The following is a 14,423-nucleotide window of genomic DNA, read 5'->3' as shown; positions in this document are numbered from 1 at the left end:
CAATGCGTGAGCAATTTGCGGGTTTCAACCGTTCAGTCGCGCAAGAATGGCGGCGTTGCGCGCGAGCAGCGCCGGATCCCGCTGCGACGTCGCCGTCAGGATCGCGCCGTTGAGCGCCGTGTCGATCGGCGATGGCGTGCGCCGTTCCGGCAACGCCGCGATGAAGGCTGACACCGCGTGGCGCGCGATCGCGCCGTTGGCGATCATCTGCTCGACGATCTCCTCCACCTCGACCGGTGCTTCATCTTCGCGCCAGCAATCGTAATCAGTGACCATGCCGATGAGCGCGTACGGCAGCTCCGCCTCGCGGGCGAGCCGCGCCTCGGGCATCGCCGTCATGCCGATGACGTCGCAACCCCATTGGCGGTACATTTCGCTTTCGGCCCGGGTGGAGAATTGCGGACCTTCCATGGCGAGATAGGTGGTCCCCTCCGTCACCTGCGCCCCCGCCGCCTGAACCGCTGCCGCAGCGAAGGCGGACAATCGCTCACAAACCGGATCGGCCATCGACACGTGAGCGACAAGACCTGTGCCGAAGAAGCTCTGCGGGCGGTGCACCGTCCGGTCGACGAACTGGTCGACGAGGGCGAAGCGCCCCGGCGCCAATTCCTCCCGCAGCGAGCCGACCGACGAGATGGCCAGGAGATCGGTGCAGCCGGCGCGCTTCAACGCATCGATGTTGGCGCGTGCGGGGATCTCCCCCGGTGCAATGCGGTGGCCGCGACCGTGCCGCGGCAGAAACCGCAACTGAACATCCGCTATGCGCCCGAAGAGGATTTCGTCCGACGGCTCGCCCCATGGCGTTTCCACGCGGCGCCATTCGGCATCTTCAAGATCATCGATGGCATAAAGGCCGGAGCCGCCAATGATACCGATCGTCCATTGCCCGTTCATCGCTTTCCTCCGATACTCCAACACATGACGATCATTCACGCTGCCGCCGCCTTAATCGCTTTGTCTCTTGCCGGGACCGCGCATGCCGCACAACCAATCGCGGGGCGTTGGCTGACGGAAGATGGCAGCGCGATCGTGCAGGTGGGCCCGTGCGGCGGGGCGACGTGCGGCCGAATCGCGACGGTGGTGAAGGCCAAGCCGAATGCGCCGACGACCGACGTCAACAACCCCAACGCCGCGCTCCGTAATCGCCCGATCGTGGGCATGCCGATCCTGTCGGACTTCAAGGACGCGGGCAATGATTGGCGCGGGCGCATCTATGACCCGCGTAACGGCAAGAGCTACAAGTCGATCGTCAGCCGCGGCGAGGACGGCACGTTGCGCGTGAAGGGCTGCATCTCGTTCCTGTGCCAGACGCAGGTCTGGCGCCCGGCGCGCTGAGCGACACCCGCGCCGAGCTACAGCGGCGAGGCGGCCGACCCGGTGTTGTAATGGTGCCAGGCGAAGATCGCCGCCGCGCCGCGATGCGGCCGCCACGGCTCCGCCAGTTCCCGGATCAGCTTCTCGCTCGGACGGCTGTAGTGGCCGAGGATGCGGCCGATCTCGATCTGAACCGCGAGATCTCCCGCCGGCCAGATATCGGGCCGGCCCTCAGCGAACAGAAGATAGATCTCGGCTGACCAGCGACCAATCCCCTTCACGCGGACGAGCTGCGCGATGGCGGCCTCGTCATCCTCCGGCAGGCGATCGAAATCGAGACGGCCGGAGCTGACCTCTTCCGCAAGGCTGCGCGCGTAAGCCGCCTTCTGGCGCGAGAGGCCGGCGGCACGCAGCGTCTCGTCGGCCGCCGCTGCGATCAGCGCGGGATCCCCTGCCCCGCCGACGGCCTCGTCCAGCTTTCGCCACATCGCATCCGCCGCCTTCACGCTCACCTGCTGGCCGAGGATGGTGCGTAGCAGGGTGGCATAGCCACGCTCGCGGATGCGGGGCGGCGGATAGCCGACGCGGGCCACCGCCGCGGCGAAGGCGGGCTCTATTTCACCCAGCGAATCGACCGCCGCGTGCAGATCACGCTCGTTCAGCCCCATTGCGAGGCGCGCCGAAGGAAGGCATGGGTCGCACAAACTTGCGGGGAGAACATGATGCCGAAGCTTATCGTCACGCTGCGCGACGGGGAAGAACGCGAAATCGACGGCGCGGCGGGGCTGTCTGTCATGGAAGTCATCCGGGATGCCGGGATCGACGAGATCCTGGCGCTGTGTGGCGGCTGCTGCAGCTGCGCGACCTGCCATATCCATGTCGACCCGGAATTTGCGGCCAAACTGCCGCCGATCACCGAGGACGAGAACGACCTGCTCGATTCGTCCAGCAGCCGCGACGAATATTCGCGCCTGTCGTGCCAGGTGCCGTTCGACGCCAGCCTCGATGGGCTGAAGGTGCGGATCGCCGAAGAGGATTGATCAGACACCCGGCGCCCGCCGCAACCAAGGTTGCGCGGGCGCCTGCCCCTCCGCGCGGCAGAGGGGCGCCGACCGGTCAACGCGTGGTGATCGCGTAGAGCGCGATCGCCGCGGCGTTGGACACGTTCAGGCTCTCGACCTTCGGACTGATCGGCAGCTTCGCCAGCTGATCGCAATGCGCCTCCGTGTTCTGGCGCATGCCTTCGCCCTCGGCGCCCAAGACGATCGCGATCCGCGCGTCGCCGATCACCTCGCCCAACGTCTGGTTCGCATGGCCCGTGAGGCCGACGCGCCAGAAATCGGCTTCGGAAATCTCGTCGAGCGCGCGGGCAAGGTTCACCACGCGCACCCACGGCACGGTCTCCAGCGCGCCGGAGGCGGAGCGGGCGAGTGCCCCCGATTCGGGCGGGGCATGCCGATCCTGCGTGACGATGCCGAGCGCGTCGAACGCCGCCGCCGAGCGAAGCACGGCGCCGACATTATGCGGATCGGTGACCTGATCGAGGATCACCAGCGGGCGCCGGTCGTCACGACCTTGCTCGAGCAAGTCGCCGAGCCAAATCTCCTCCAGCGGATCGACCTCGATCACCAGACCCTGGTGCGGGGCATCCGCTGGCACCATGCGGCCGAGATCGGCGACATCGGCATAAACCACCGGGAGCAGCGACGGCAGCGACAGGCTGGCAAGCGCCTCCCGCGTGCCCCACAGCTTGCGCACGGTGCGCTCCGGATTGGCGAGCGCGGCGGTGACGGCGTGGCGCCCCCAGAAACGGGGGCGGCCGGCCGGGGCCTGGCTCGGGCGGTGACCACGGCGTGCCATCAATTATCGTCCTCGGGATCGGGATAAGCAAAGGGATCGGTGACTGCCGGCCTCGTCGGCATCGGCGGGCGCGGCAACGCCTTCTCGGCATTGGCGGCGTTGAGCAGGAACGCAGCGAGGATCGTCGATCCCTGACGAAGATCCTCTTCCTTCAGGTGATCGAAAGTGTCGGCCGAGGAATGGTGCACCCGGCTGTTATAATCGAGCGGATCCTGAATGAACTGGAAGCCCGGCGCGCCGACCGACTGCATGAACACGTGGTCCGTGCCGCCTGTGCGGCCAATCGCGACGGTCGTCATGCCGAGGCCGCTGAACGGTGCCATCCAGTCACGGAAGATCTCCGCGGCGGCGGGGTTGTTCTCGGCATAGATGCCGCGGAATCGGCCCGAGCCATTGTCGACGTTGAAATATGCCGCGAGATCGTTGAACCCGGGGCGCGGGTTGATCGGCCAGCGCTTGGACCATTCGAAGTACCGCCGCTCGCCGACCAGTGGCGGGTCGTTTGGGCCGCCGCGCGTCGCAAGGTTCTTCTCGACCCATGCCAGGCTGCCGAGCAATGCCTGCTCCTCGCCGTTCCACAGTGCAAAGCGGATGGTGCGCTTCGGCCGCACGCCCAGCTTCGAGAGGATGCGCGCCGCCTCCATGATGACGGCCGTCCCCGCCGCATTGTCACTCGCGCCATCCCCGGCGACCCAGCTGTCGAAATGCGCCCCGGCCATCACATAGCCGGCCTTGGGATCGGTGCCGGGGATCTCGGCGAAGATGTTGTACGCCTGAGTATCGCTATCGTCGTAGCGGACGTTGCTGACGATCTCGAGCGTTGGCGCAGCGCCGGTCTTGGCGAGGCGTGCGAGGCGGCGGTAATCCTCCGCCGCGATCTCGACGCCCGGCAGCGACGGGGACTTGCCGGCTTCGAACATATAGCCTTCGCCGTGGACGAGCTTGCCGTCGCGATACGAGATGGTGGCATAAGCAAGCGCCCCTTCCGCCTTCAGGAAGGCGTCGCGCTGCTTCTCGAAATCGGCCTCGCGCAGTTCCTTCGCGTCGGCGGCAGGATCATGGCGCGGGAACTTGTACTCGCCGAGCTTGCCCAGTTCCTCGTCGGTGTAACGGCGGAACGGCGGGCGGCTGCTTTCCGACCCGGTTCCCGGCGGCGATACGAGCACGATCTTGCCAGCCAGCTGCCCACGATACCGCGCGAAATCGCGGGCCGTCTTCATCGGTGCAACCACGATCGGCGCCGACAATGTTCCCTGCGTCGGCGGAGTCCAGGCGATCGGAATGGCGGTGAGCTGGATCGGGCGCGGCGTGACCATCCGCACGCTGGAGCCCTCGATCCACCAGCCGCGGCCGAAATCGAAACCTTCCTTGCGGACGTTCTTCAGCCCCCATTCGGCGAACTTCGCCTGCGTCCACGCTTCCGCGGCACGCATCTGCGGCGAATTCGTGAGGCGCGGGCCGATCACGTCGGTCAGGTGCTGGGCGGTGGTCATCACTTGCGAGTGCGCCAGCCCCTCATCCATGATTCGCGCGGTCGCGGCACGATCCTGCGCGACGGCAGGCGCCGCGATCATGGCCGTGGCGAGAAGAAGGTGGCGCATCAACGACGTAATCCCCTTAGGTTTCAGGGCGCCGTTGCTATTGCGTGCCCCTGCCAGGCGCAACCGTGATGAGAAGATGCGACAGGTGCGTTGACAGGGCGCATCGGCTTCGGCATTGGGCGCCCTCGCTTTGACGAGCGGCCCGGTGGAAGGGTGGCCGAGTGGTTAAAGGCAGCAGACTGTAAATCTGCCCACGCAAGTGTACACTGGTTCGAATCCAGTCCCTTCCACCAACTTACCGCGGCGCCGGTGACGAGGTGCCTGCCGGTCTCCGACAGCGATGATGACGAGGGCAAGATCGAACGCACGTGGCCGATCAGACGGCTGCTCTCGCGACGATCAGCCCCATCGGAATGCCCCGCAATAAGCGGGCGTCTCCTCCCCTCACCATACGATCGGCACGGATCCGATCGGATCGGCTCCACCGGCGACAATTCCCCTTCGATGGGCAGTTGACCGCCACCGATCGGTCGTGGCAGTGCGCACACGCTCGATGCGGCGCGCGGGTATAGCACAATGGTAGTGCAGCAGCCTTCCAAGCTGAATACACGGGTTCGATTCCCGTTACCCGCTCCAGCCGCCTCGAGCGGCTAGGCCCTGATCAGTCGACCAGCGCGATCAGGAAGCCGTCCCACTTCTTTCCGCCCACCGTCTGTATCGCCGTGGCGCTGAGCCGCGGTTCGGCAGCGACGGCATCGAAAAGGGCGCGCGTGCCGATGACGCGCGGATCGTCGCTGGCGGCGTCCAGCACGTCACCTTCGCGCACGACGTTGTCGACGATGATCACCGTGCCGGGGCGGGAGAGGCGAAGCGCAGCGGTCAGATAGGCGGCGTTCGACGGCTTGTCGGCATCGATGAAGACGAGGTCGAACGGGCCTTCCAGCCCTTGCAGGGTCTCCACGGCATCGCCGACGAGCACCGACACGCGCTCTGCGACGCCTGCGCGCTGCAGGTTCCCGACGGCGACCGCGGCGTGATGCGGATCGATCTCCAGGGAGATGACGCCGCCGCCCTCACCCGCCGCACGAGCCAGCCAGATGGTGGAATACCCGCCGAGCGTGCCCACTTCGAGTACGCGACGAGCGCCGATCGCGCGGGCGAGCAGATGGAGGAATTTCCCCTGTGGCACCGACACGTCGATGTCCGGCAGGCCTGCCGCGGCATTCGCCGCGCGCGTGGCAGGATGATCGTCGGGGATCAGGCGGTCGACGATGTATTCATCGACCGCCGTCAAGAGCGCATCGGGGTCTCCCTTGCGCTCGACCATCGGATCAGGCCGCGGCTACGGCCGGTGTCTTGCGGGCCGACGCTGCCCAGATCTCGTCGATTGCCGACCCGAGCGATTCGTTGAACTCCGCGTCGGTCATGCCGTAACGCAGGTCTTCGAGCAGCGCGCGGCTGAAGCTTGCGATCACGCCATGGTTCTTCGCGAGCTCGACGCAGGCCTCTGGGCGCTTGAACCCGCCCGACAAAGCGACGACGCGAAGTACGCGCGGATGCTCGACCAGCGGGAGGAACAGATCCGGCTTTGTCGGCAGCGAAAGCTTCAGCATCACCTTGTCGGTGCCCGGCATCGAATCGAGCGCCTTGGTAAGCTCGTCGAGCAGGATCGCATCTGCTTCAGCGCGCTCCGGGCTCTTGATGTTCACCTCGGGCTCGATGATCGGCACGAGGCCGTGGCTGAGCACCTGCTGCGCCACTTCGAACTGTTGTGCCACTACGGCAGCGATGCCCTCGCGGTTGGCGAGGTTGATGACCGAGCGCTCCTTGGTGCCGAAGATGCCGAGCTTGGCAGCACGATCGAGCAAAGCGTCGAGGCCGGGCATCGGCTTCATCAGCTGCACGCCGTTCGCCTCGTCCTCCAGGCCCTTGTCGATCTTCAGGAACGGCACGACGCCGCGGTCCTGCAGCGCCTGCGGAACGGGCTTGCCACCGGCCTCACCATCCATGGTGCGCTCGAACAGGATCGCGCCGATCACCTTGTCGCCGGTGAAGGCGGGCGAGGTAATGATGCGGCTGCGCATCTGGTGGATGAGGCCGAACATCTCTTCATCGTTCGACCACGCGCCTTCCTCGATCCCATAGCCCTTCAGTGCCTTGGGGGTGGATCCGCCCGACTGGTCGAGCGCAGCGATGAACCCTTCGCCGTCGGCGATCTTGGCGGTCATCTCGGCAGGCGTCATGTGTTCCCCTCTTCGTGCTTGACTATTCCCCGGCGTCGTAGGCGGCATCGTGCGATTCGGCTAGGCGCGGTGCACCATCACCGGCGGCGCTTCGCCGGATCGGATGCGATGAAGTGGATCGCCTGTCCGCCGCCCGGCGCAAGTTCGATCCTCAAGCGGTCACCCTTGCGTACCTCGCGGCGTTCGACGGTCATCGAGTGGCGCGATTTGGTGCGGAAGTCCGCGCCCGGACCATCGCGGAAGATCGCCGCGGTATAGGTGCGGCCCTGATCGAGGAAATCGAGCGTGACGGTTGTGCTGCGCGCCTGCTCGTCCCCCACGGCGCCGAGGAACCAGTCGTCCGATGCCTTCGCCTTGCGCGCGACGGTGACATAATCACCGACCTCACCGTTCAGGATGCGCGTATCGCTCCAGTCGGTCGGCACGGCGCGGATGAAGGGCAGCGTTTCGGGGTAGCGGGCGTACGCCTCCGGCGTGTCGGCGACCATCACGACGGGCGAATAGATCACCACGTAATTGGCAAGCTGCTTGGCGAGCGTCGAGGGAATGTCGCTGTCGTTCGACCCCTTCAGGCTGACGATGCCGGGGGTGAAATCCATCGGCCCGCCTAGCAGCTGGGTGAAAACCAGGTTCGCCTCATGCTCCGGCGGGTTCTTCACCTCCCAGCTCATATATTCCATGCCGCGGCCACCTTCGCGCGAGATCCAGTTCGGATAGGTGCGGCGAAGCCCGGTGTCCTTCACCGGCTCATGCGTGTCGATCGACACCTTGTACTTGGCCGCGGTGGTGACGACGCGCAGGTAGTGGTTCACCATCCACTGACCTTCGTGCCACTCGCGATGCTGCGAGCCATCGGGATCGATCCGCTCCGCCTCGCCGGCATCGGTGACATAGCCAGTCTTCACCGCCGGAATGCCGTGCGCTTGAGCATAAGCGAAGGCGCGTTCGAGCTGGCCGTCGTAATGGCTGGCCGAGCCGCCGGTCTCGTTATGGCCGATCAGGTACACGCCTTTGGCGGCGGCGTAGCGCTGCAGCTCGGCAGCATCGAAGTCCTCGGTCGGCTGGTCGAACTGCATGTCCTTGCCGTTGCCGAACCAGTCACCGTCCCAGCCGACGTTCCAGCCCTCCACCAGCACGCCCGGGATATTGTTGGCCGCCGCGAAATTGATGTAGCGCTTCACGTTCGCTGTCGTGGCGCCGTGCTTGGGCCCGCGTGCCCAGGTCCAATGGCCGGTGATCATGTTCCACCAGACGCCCGCGAACTTGCCCGGTTTGACCCAGGATACGTCGCCCAGCTTGTTCGGCTCGTTGAGGTTGAGGCCGATGCGGCTGGCATAATAGAGGCCGGGCGCGTCATCGGCGATGGCGATCGTCCGCCACGGCGTCGAGAAGCCGGCATCGCGCGAGACGGATGGTGCGCCCGAGCCAGGTGTCAGATCAGCGATGAAGGCATTTGGCCGGTCGCTGCGCCGCAGATTCATGCCGGCATAATCGATCAGGGCCGCCTCGTGGATCGCGACATGCGTGCCGCTGTCGAGCTTCACCGTCATCACCGTCTGCGCGGTGCCGACACCATCCAGCGGCGTTTTCTTGTAGAGATATTCCTCGCGGTTCCAGAGATACGCCGGCTTCCACCAGGCCGTCCCGCCCTCCGCAAAGGCGAACTCGGTCAGCTCGCCCGCGATGTTGACGCGGCGCATGTTCGGTTGCTGCGGCAGGGTGTAGCGGAAGCCGACCCCGTCATCGAACAGGCGGAAGGTGACGCCGATCTCGCGGCGCAGGTTCTTCGCCTCGCGCAGCCGGACGGTGAGTTCGTTGTGATGATCGCGGATCGTCGCCCATTCGCCCCACGGCTGGCGCCATGTGGTGTCGACCGTATCCGTCGCGGTGCCCGCAAGCGTCATCGCCCGGTCGATTTTTGGCGCGTCGGTGAAGAGGAAGCCGAGGCGGCTGTCGTTCAGCAGCGGCTTGCCGTCCCGCTGGACGGCGTAGCTTGCCCGGCCTTCCCCATCCAGGCTGACCGTCACGGTAATCCGGCCGTTGGGGGACGCGGCCTTGGCGACGACATTGGCGGTCGCCTTGTTCGACAGATCGTCCTGCGCCGCTGCGGGAGCCGCGATCGTCAATCCGCTCAACGTCAATGCGAGCGGCGCCAGCAATCTCATCTTTCTCTCCGACACTTAAGCGCCGCCCGTTCGTTGGCGTCTCGGCGGCACCACCTGCCTACCGCGATCATTCGACGTGGCAAGGCGGGAGCGGTGGCACAGCACGGGCAAGATAAGGTAACGACCGCAGAATGAACGCACGTTTCGGCTCGATCCACCATCACCGCATGCTTCGCGTCGCCGCGGCCACCCCAATGGCGAGCGTTGGCGACACGATCGCCAATGCCGAGGCGACGATTGCGCTTGCCCGCCGCGCCCACGAGGAAGCGGTCGACCTGGTGGTCTTCCCCGAACTCAACATCACGTCGTACGCGATCGACGATCTGCACCTGCAATCGGCGCAACAAAGCGCGACGATGGATGCTCTTCGCGCGGTAGCCGCCGCGACCAGCGACCTTCGTCCGGTGCTGCTGGTCGGCGCGGCGCTGCTGCGCAACGGGCGGCTGTACAATTGCGCGGTCGCGGTCGGACACGGCCGGATCCTGGGCGTCGTACCGAAGACCTTCCTACCCAATTACCGCGAATATTATGAGAAGCGCTGGTTCTCGAGCGGTGCTGGCCTCACCGGGCTCAGCATCGAGATCGGCGAGGAAACGGTTCCGTTTGGGACCGACCTGGTCTTTGCCGCGCGGGACCTGCCGCACTTCATCTTCCACGCCGAGATCTGCGAAGATTACTGGTCCCCCACCCCCCCGTCGACCATGGGAGCGCTGGCCGGGGCGCTGGTCTGTTGCAACCTATCCGCCTCAAACGTGGTGATCGGCAAGTCGCGCGAGCGGACGATGCTGTCGAGCGCGCAGTCGGCACGCGCGGTGTGCGCCTACGTCTATTCCGCAGCTGGCCCGGGCGAGAGCACGACCGACCTGGCCTGGGACGGCCAGGGAACGGTGCATGAGCTGGGCGAGCTGCTGGCGGAATCGACCCGCTTCGCGCTGGACCCTGAGTTGGTGATCGCTGACGTAGATTGCGAGCGGCTGACGCAGGAGCGGCTCCGTGTCGGCACCTTCGGCGATGCGGCGACCTTCGCCGGGCACCCCGAGACCAGGTTCCGTCGCGTGCATTTCGAGCATCAGCCCGACTTCGCGGATGTCGGGCTGAAACGCGCGATCCGACGCTTCCCCTTCGTGCCGGACACGCCTGAGCGGCTTGACGAGGATTGCTACGAAGCGTTCAACATCCAGGTCGAAGGCCTGCTGAAGCGCGTGCAATCGACCGGCGTCGAGAAGCTAGTGATCGGCGTGTCGGGCGGGCTTGATTCGACCCACGCGTTGATCGTCGCGGCCAAGGCGCTCGACCGCCTCGGCCGGCCGCGATCCGACATCCTCGGCATCACGATGCCCGGCTTCGCGACGAGCGAAGGGACAAAGGGCAACGCCTGGAAGCTGATGCGCGCGCTTGGCGTCACGGCGGAGGAAATCGACATCCGCCCGGCGGCGCGCACCCTTCTGGAAGGACTTGGCCACCCGTTCGCCAAGGGCGAGCCGGTGTACGACATCACGTTCGAGAACGTGCAGGCAGGCCTGCGCACCGACTATCTGTTCCGCATCGCCAACCAGCGAAACGGCTTCGTCGTCGGCACGGGTGATCTCAGCGAGCTCGCGCTCGGCTGGTGCACCTTCGGCGTCGGCGATCACATGAGCCACTACGGCGTCAATGCCGGCGTACCAAAGACGCTGATCCAGTTCCTGATCCGCTGGTGCATTGCGGCGGATCAATATGACCGCGAGACGGACGCCGTGCTGGACGCGATCCTCTCCACCGAGATTTCGCCCGAACTGGTGCCGGCGGATGCAAGCGGCGCGCTGCAAAGCACCGAGAGCAAGATTGGGCCCTATCCGCTGAATGACTTCTTCGCGCACTACGTGCTTCGCCACGGCCTTGCGCCGTCGAAGATCGCTTTCCTCGCCTGGCATGCGTGGCGCGATGCCGAGGCCGGTCGCTGGCCGATCGGCTATCCGGAGGAAGGTCGAACCGCCTACGAGCTTACCACGATCAAGCACTGGTTGGAGAAGTTCCTCTTCCGCTTCTTCCAGTTGAGCCAGTTCAAGCGCTCGACCTTGCCTAACTCGCCAAAGGTGTCGGCGGGCGGTGCGGTCTCCCCACGCGGAGACTGGCGTGCGCCGTCGGACGGCACCGCGAAGATCTGGCTTCAGGAGCTCGACGCGAACGGGCCCGGAAACATGTAAGTTTTTCTCTTGGAAACGTGATATTTACTCCCGCGCGCTAGCACGGGGGGATGGTGAAGGGACGTGAACGGAGGGCAGCCGCTACGGCTGGACTTGGCATCGCGTACTTTATTGCCGTCGCGGGAACGGTTGGACTTACCCGTTTCGACGGCGGCGTCGCGTTCCTCTGGATCGCCAATGCGATCCTGACGGCGCGATTGATCACGCTGTCACGACGTAACTGGCCACTTCCGATCGCAGTCTGCTTCGTCGCCAATGCGGTCGTGACCGCCACGATCGGGCTTGGCCCGGCGATGGCAGTGCCGCTCGGCATCGCGAACATGGGCGAGAGCATCATCGGGGCATTGCTGATGCATCGTTTTGCGGCGCGCCGCTCCTCTCTGGGCGCGCACCGCAATCTCGTCGTCTTCGTCCTGTCCGGCGGCCTTGCGGCCCCTCTCGCAGGAGCGATCATGGCTGGCACGTCGAGCGCGCTGATCCTCGGCAGCTCGTTCTCCACCCCCGCGCTGCACTGGTTCACGGGCCATGCACTCGGCACGTTGGCCTTCATGCCGATGGCAATGATGGTGATGCGCGGCGAAGCACGGCGGCTGATCGCCCGCATGGGCAGCGCAAAGGTGATCGAGCTGTGCGGCCTGCTGGTGTTTGTCACCGTCGTGACGCTCGCGACCTTCACCCAGGACGAGTTCCCGCTGCTCTACCTCCCGATGCTCCCGATCATCCTCGCGACGTTTCGGGGTGGGCCGGTCTCCACGGCGCTGTCGATCCTCATTCTCGCCATCATCGGCGGGTGGCTGACGATGCAGGGCCATGGCCCGATCGCGCTGATGAACGCGCCGGTTGGTACCCGAGTGCTGTTCCTCCAGCTCTATGTCGCCTGTGCGATGCTGACGGTGCTGCCGGCCAACGCTGAACTGGAACGGCGGGCCGATCTGTTCCGCCGCCTTCGCGAAAGCGAGGCGCGATATCGCCTGATCACCGAGCATTCGACTGATATCGTGCTGAACGCCGATTCCGAAGGGCGCCTTCGCTTCGTATCCTCCTCGATCCGCCAGATCTTCGGCCAGGAACCGGCTGATCTCATCGGACGGCCATTCACCATCCTCCTCCACCCTGACGACGCCGTGCGGGCGATGGCGTCGTTCCGTCGTACGATCGAGGAGCAGGAAGGAACCACGATCAGCGAATACCGTGCTCTCTCGCCGGACGGGGAGGTCCGCTGGTTCGAAACGCACAGCCGCGCCGTGATCGATGACGAGGGCGGCGTCGCGGGGGTGGTCAGCGCAATCCGGGACGTCACTCACCGGCGCGCCCACGAGGAACGGCTGGCCCGTGCCGCGCTCACCGATCCACTGACAGGCATCATGAACCGCCGTGGCCTGGACGAGGAGCTTGGCGCGCGGCTCGCCTCGGGTGCTGGCGGATGCGTCGCCTTGTTCGACCTCGATCATTTCAAGCAGGTCAACGACACGTTCGGGCACGCGGTTGGCGACGATGTGCTTCGCCGGTTTGCGTCGATTGCCCGGTCCAGCGTGCGTGATCAGGATATCGTCGCGCGATTGGGCGGTGAGGAATTCGCCGTGGTGTTGCCGGAGGCAACGATTGAGCAGGCGCGCCTCGTCTGCGATCGCCTGCGGCGTGCGATCGGCGAGGCACGGCTGCGCATCGACGACCAGATCGTCGCGGTTACCGTGAGCGGCGGCGTCACCCGCTATGCCGAGGGCAATTCGGTGAGCGAAGTGCTGCGAGCCGCAGACCGTGCCCTCTATCAAGCCAAAAGGTCGGGCCGCGACCAGCTGACGCTCGCGGCCTGATCCGGACTGCGCGCTTGCAGCCGCCTACGGCGCGCGACACTGTCGCCTTTCAGAACAAGGAGAGGCGAATGAGTGACCGCGATCCGGCAGCCCACGAACTGAGCCGAACCCTAGGGCTTGAACGCATCGTCGAAATGGATTCCGCCGGCCGCGCCGTGCTGGAGTATCGCGCCGGCACGCACATGTGCCATTCCGGCGGCGTTGTTCAGGGCGGGTTCGTCACTGGCTGGATCGATGCGGCGATGGCCCATGCGGCGATCGCGATGAGCGGGCCCGACGTGGTGCCGATGTCGCTTGAACTGAAGGTCAGCTTCTTCGCGCCCGCGCGCCCCGGGCTTGTCGTAGCCGAAGGCTGGGTCGAGCGGCGCGGACGAAGCACCTGCTTCTTCGAGGGCCGCCTGCTCGATACGAACGGCAAGGTACTGGCCAAGGCAAGCTCGACGCTGATGCTCGCCGCGCGCGACCGGGTGGAACAGGCATCGAAGGCCGCCGCTCAGTAAGCCGGTGCCCCGCTCCCGTCAGGCATTGCGGGCCATCAGCCCGCCGTCGACCGGGATGATCGCACCAGTGACGAAGCTCGCGGCAGGTGCGCACAGGCTGACCGTCATGAAGGCCACTTCCTCCGGCAGGCCGTAGCGGCGGAGCGCCGTGCGGCGGGCGGCATAGGTCTGCTTCGCCTCATCCGGGATGCCCTGCGTCATCCCCGTCTCGATTGGACCGGGGCAGATGCAATTGACCGTGATGCTCGACTTGCCGAGCTCCACCGCCAGGCTGCGGGTGAGGCCGATCACCCCCGCCTTGGCCGCCGCATAGGCGCTGAAGCCAGCTGTCGCGCCCAGCCCCTCGGTCGAGGCGATGTTGACGATGCGCGGAGCCTTCGAACGGCGCAGGTGCGGCAACGCCGCACGGATCAGCCGCTGGTGCGAGGTGAGCAGGATCGCAAGATGCCGGTCCCATTGCGCGTCGTAACCAGCATCGTCGATCGGCAGATTGGCGGAGATGCCGGCGTTGTTGACGATCACCGACAGATCACCGAACGCTTGGGCGACCTCTTGCGCGACCCGGTTGATCGCCACGTGATCGGCGACGTCGAGCGCCCAGGCACGGGCGGACAGCCCCTCGCCGGCGATCTCATCCGCCACCGCTTGCGCCGCCTCCTGGCTGACGTCGGTGACGGCGACCTGCGCGCCGGCGCGTGCGAGCAGGATGGCGGTTGCGCGCCCCATGCCGCTCGCCGCACCGGTTACGATCGCTCCTGAACCATCGAGACGCGACTCTATCTTGGGGATCGGCCGCATCT

13 protein-coding genes and 2 tRNA genes are annotated in these 14,423 nt (G+C 66.0%); 7 read left to right on the top strand and 8 right to left on the bottom strand.

Features of this window, described 5'->3' with window-relative positions; genetic code table 11:
* Positions 1-24 precede the first annotated feature (24 nt).
* Positions 25-894, bottom strand: a complete 870-nt coding sequence (gene mtnP, locus ACH0CP_RS11960; protein WP_406889148.1) for an S-methyl-5'-thioadenosine phosphorylase — start codon at positions 892-894, stop codon at positions 25-27.
* A gap of 24 nt (positions 895-918) precedes the next feature.
* Between mtnP and ACH0CP_RS11955 the strand changes: the two genes are divergently transcribed.
* A complete protein-coding gene (locus ACH0CP_RS11955; RefSeq protein ID WP_406889145.1) occupies positions 919-1,335 on the top strand; it encodes a DUF2147 domain-containing protein in 417 nt (138 codons plus the stop codon).
* A gap of 17 nt (positions 1,336-1,352) precedes the next feature.
* Here the strand turns inward: ACH0CP_RS11955 and ACH0CP_RS11950 are convergent, their stop codons facing one another.
* Positions 1,353-1,982: a DNA-3-methyladenine glycosylase family protein gene (locus ACH0CP_RS11950; protein ID WP_406889142.1), complete on the bottom strand. Its 630-nt coding sequence runs from the start codon at positions 1,980-1,982 to the stop codon at positions 1,353-1,355.
* A gap of 54 nt (positions 1,983-2,036) precedes the next feature.
* On the opposite strand from ACH0CP_RS11950, the gene ACH0CP_RS11945 reads away from it, so the two are divergent.
* Positions 2,037-2,354, top strand: a complete 318-nt coding sequence (locus tag ACH0CP_RS11945) for a 2Fe-2S iron-sulfur cluster-binding protein (protein WP_294441597.1) — start codon at positions 2,037-2,039, stop codon at positions 2,352-2,354.
* 76 nt (positions 2,355-2,430) lie between these two features.
* Here ACH0CP_RS11945 and rlmB read toward each other — a convergent pair whose 3' ends face one another.
* The gene (gene rlmB, locus ACH0CP_RS11940) at positions 2,431-3,174 is read right to left on the bottom strand and encodes a 23S rRNA (guanosine(2251)-2'-O)-methyltransferase RlmB (RefSeq protein ID WP_406889140.1); all 744 of its coding nucleotides are present in this window, start codon (positions 3,172-3,174) and stop codon (positions 2,431-2,433) included.
* Positions 3,174-4,775, bottom strand: coding sequence for a M20/M25/M40 family metallo-hydrolase (locus tag ACH0CP_RS11935; protein WP_406889138.1), 1,602 nt, complete (start codon positions 4,773-4,775; stop codon positions 3,174-3,176). The genes rlmB and ACH0CP_RS11935 overlap by 1 nt, the downstream gene beginning before the upstream one ends.
* Before the next feature lie 147 nt (positions 4,776-4,922).
* On the opposite strand from ACH0CP_RS11935, the gene ACH0CP_RS11930 reads away from it, so the two are divergent.
* Together ACH0CP_RS11930 and ACH0CP_RS11925 are read left to right on the top strand one after the other, a co-directional pair.
* Positions 4,923-5,008, top strand: a tRNA-Tyr gene (locus tag ACH0CP_RS11930).
* Positions 5,009-5,277: 269 nt separating this feature from the next.
* A tRNA-Gly gene (locus tag ACH0CP_RS11925) sits at positions 5,278-5,351 on the top strand.
* Positions 5,352-5,376: 25 nt separating this feature from the next.
* Here ACH0CP_RS11925 and ACH0CP_RS11920 read toward each other — a convergent pair.
* The 3 genes from ACH0CP_RS11920 to ACH0CP_RS11910 all read right to left on the bottom strand — a co-directional run bounded on the left by ACH0CP_RS11920 (position 5,377) and on the right by ACH0CP_RS11910 (position 9,123).
* Positions 5,377-6,042 (bottom strand): O-methyltransferase, encoded by a 666-nt coding sequence (locus tag ACH0CP_RS11920; protein WP_406889136.1) that lies wholly within the window; start codon positions 6,040-6,042, stop codon positions 5,377-5,379.
* A 4-nt stretch (positions 6,043-6,046) separates the two neighbouring features.
* The gene (locus tag ACH0CP_RS11915; RefSeq protein ID WP_406889134.1) at positions 6,047-6,958 is read right to left on the bottom strand and encodes a fructose bisphosphate aldolase; all 912 of its coding nucleotides are present in this window, start codon (positions 6,956-6,958) and stop codon (positions 6,047-6,049) included.
* A 77-nt stretch (positions 6,959-7,035) separates the two neighbouring features.
* Positions 7,036-9,123: a glycoside hydrolase family 97 protein gene (locus tag ACH0CP_RS11910; RefSeq protein ID WP_406889132.1), complete on the bottom strand. Its 2,088-nt coding sequence runs from the start codon at positions 9,121-9,123 to the stop codon at positions 7,036-7,038.
* Between the two features lie 131 nt (positions 9,124-9,254).
* On the opposite strand from ACH0CP_RS11910, the gene ACH0CP_RS11905 reads away from it, so the two are divergent.
* The 3 genes from ACH0CP_RS11905 (at position 9,255) to ACH0CP_RS11895 (ending at position 13,623) form a co-directional block, all read left to right on the top strand.
* Positions 9,255-11,309 carry an NAD(+) synthase gene (locus tag ACH0CP_RS11905; RefSeq protein ID WP_406889129.1) on the top strand — a complete coding sequence of 685 codons (2,055 nt, stop codon included), beginning with the start codon at positions 9,255-9,257 and terminating at the stop codon, positions 11,307-11,309.
* A gap of 50 nt (positions 11,310-11,359) precedes the next feature.
* Positions 11,360-13,123 (top strand): sensor domain-containing diguanylate cyclase, encoded by a 1,764-nt coding sequence (locus tag ACH0CP_RS11900; protein ID WP_294441604.1) that lies wholly within the window; start codon positions 11,360-11,362, stop codon positions 13,121-13,123.
* A 68-nt stretch (positions 13,124-13,191) separates the two neighbouring features.
* Positions 13,192-13,623, top strand: a complete 432-nt coding sequence (locus tag ACH0CP_RS11895; RefSeq protein WP_406889127.1) for a PaaI family thioesterase — start codon at positions 13,192-13,194, stop codon at positions 13,621-13,623.
* An 18-nt stretch (positions 13,624-13,641) separates the two neighbouring features.
* On the opposite strand, the gene ACH0CP_RS11890 is transcribed toward ACH0CP_RS11895, so the two are convergent.
* Positions 13,642-14,421: an SDR family NAD(P)-dependent oxidoreductase gene (locus tag ACH0CP_RS11890; RefSeq protein WP_406889125.1), complete on the bottom strand. Its 780-nt coding sequence runs from the start codon at positions 14,419-14,421 to the stop codon at positions 13,642-13,644.
* Positions 14,422-14,423: the final 2 nt, after the last annotated feature.

Source organism: Sphingomonas sp. 179-I 2A4 NHS (assembly GCF_045369135.1).
Lineage (GTDB): Bacteria > Pseudomonadota > Alphaproteobacteria > Sphingomonadales > Sphingomonadaceae > Sphingomonas.
This window is presented reverse-complemented; position numbering and strand designations above follow the sequence as displayed.

Coding starts and splice junctions, on each gene's coding strand:
- ACH0CP_RS11920 (WP_406889136.1), bottom strand. CDS start 6,042: ATGGTCGAGCGCAAGGGAGACCCCGATGCGCTCTTGACGGCGGTCGAT.
- ACH0CP_RS11890 (WP_406889125.1), bottom strand. CDS start 14,421: ATGCGGCCGATCCCCAAGATAGAGTCGCGTCTCGATGGTTCAGGAGCG.
- ACH0CP_RS11950 (WP_406889142.1), bottom strand. CDS start 1,982: ATGGGGCTGAACGAGCGTGATCTGCACGCGGCGGTCGATTCGCTGGGT.
- rlmB (WP_406889140.1), bottom strand. CDS start 3,174: ATGGCACGCCGTGGTCACCGCCCGAGCCAGGCCCCGGCCGGCCGCCCC.
- ACH0CP_RS11900 (WP_294441604.1), top strand. CDS start 11,360: ATGGTGAAGGGACGTGAACGGAGGGCAGCCGCTACGGCTGGACTTGGC.
- ACH0CP_RS11915 (WP_406889134.1), bottom strand. CDS start 6,958: ATGACGCCTGCCGAGATGACCGCCAAGATCGCCGACGGCGAAGGGTTC.
- ACH0CP_RS11910 (WP_406889132.1), bottom strand. CDS start 9,123: ATGAGATTGCTGGCGCCGCTCGCATTGACGTTGAGCGGATTGACGATC.
- ACH0CP_RS11895 (WP_406889127.1), top strand. CDS start 13,192: ATGAGTGACCGCGATCCGGCAGCCCACGAACTGAGCCGAACCCTAGGG.
- ACH0CP_RS11945 (WP_294441597.1), top strand. CDS start 2,037: ATGCCGAAGCTTATCGTCACGCTGCGCGACGGGGAAGAACGCGAAATC.
- ACH0CP_RS11935 (WP_406889138.1), bottom strand. CDS start 4,775: ATGCGCCACCTTCTTCTCGCCACGGCCATGATCGCGGCGCCTGCCGTC.
- mtnP (WP_406889148.1), bottom strand. CDS start 894: ATGAACGGGCAATGGACGATCGGTATCATTGGCGGCTCCGGCCTTTAT.
- ACH0CP_RS11905 (WP_406889129.1), top strand. CDS start 9,255: ATGAACGCACGTTTCGGCTCGATCCACCATCACCGCATGCTTCGCGTC.
- ACH0CP_RS11955 (WP_406889145.1), top strand. CDS start 919: ATGACGATCATTCACGCTGCCGCCGCCTTAATCGCTTTGTCTCTTGCC.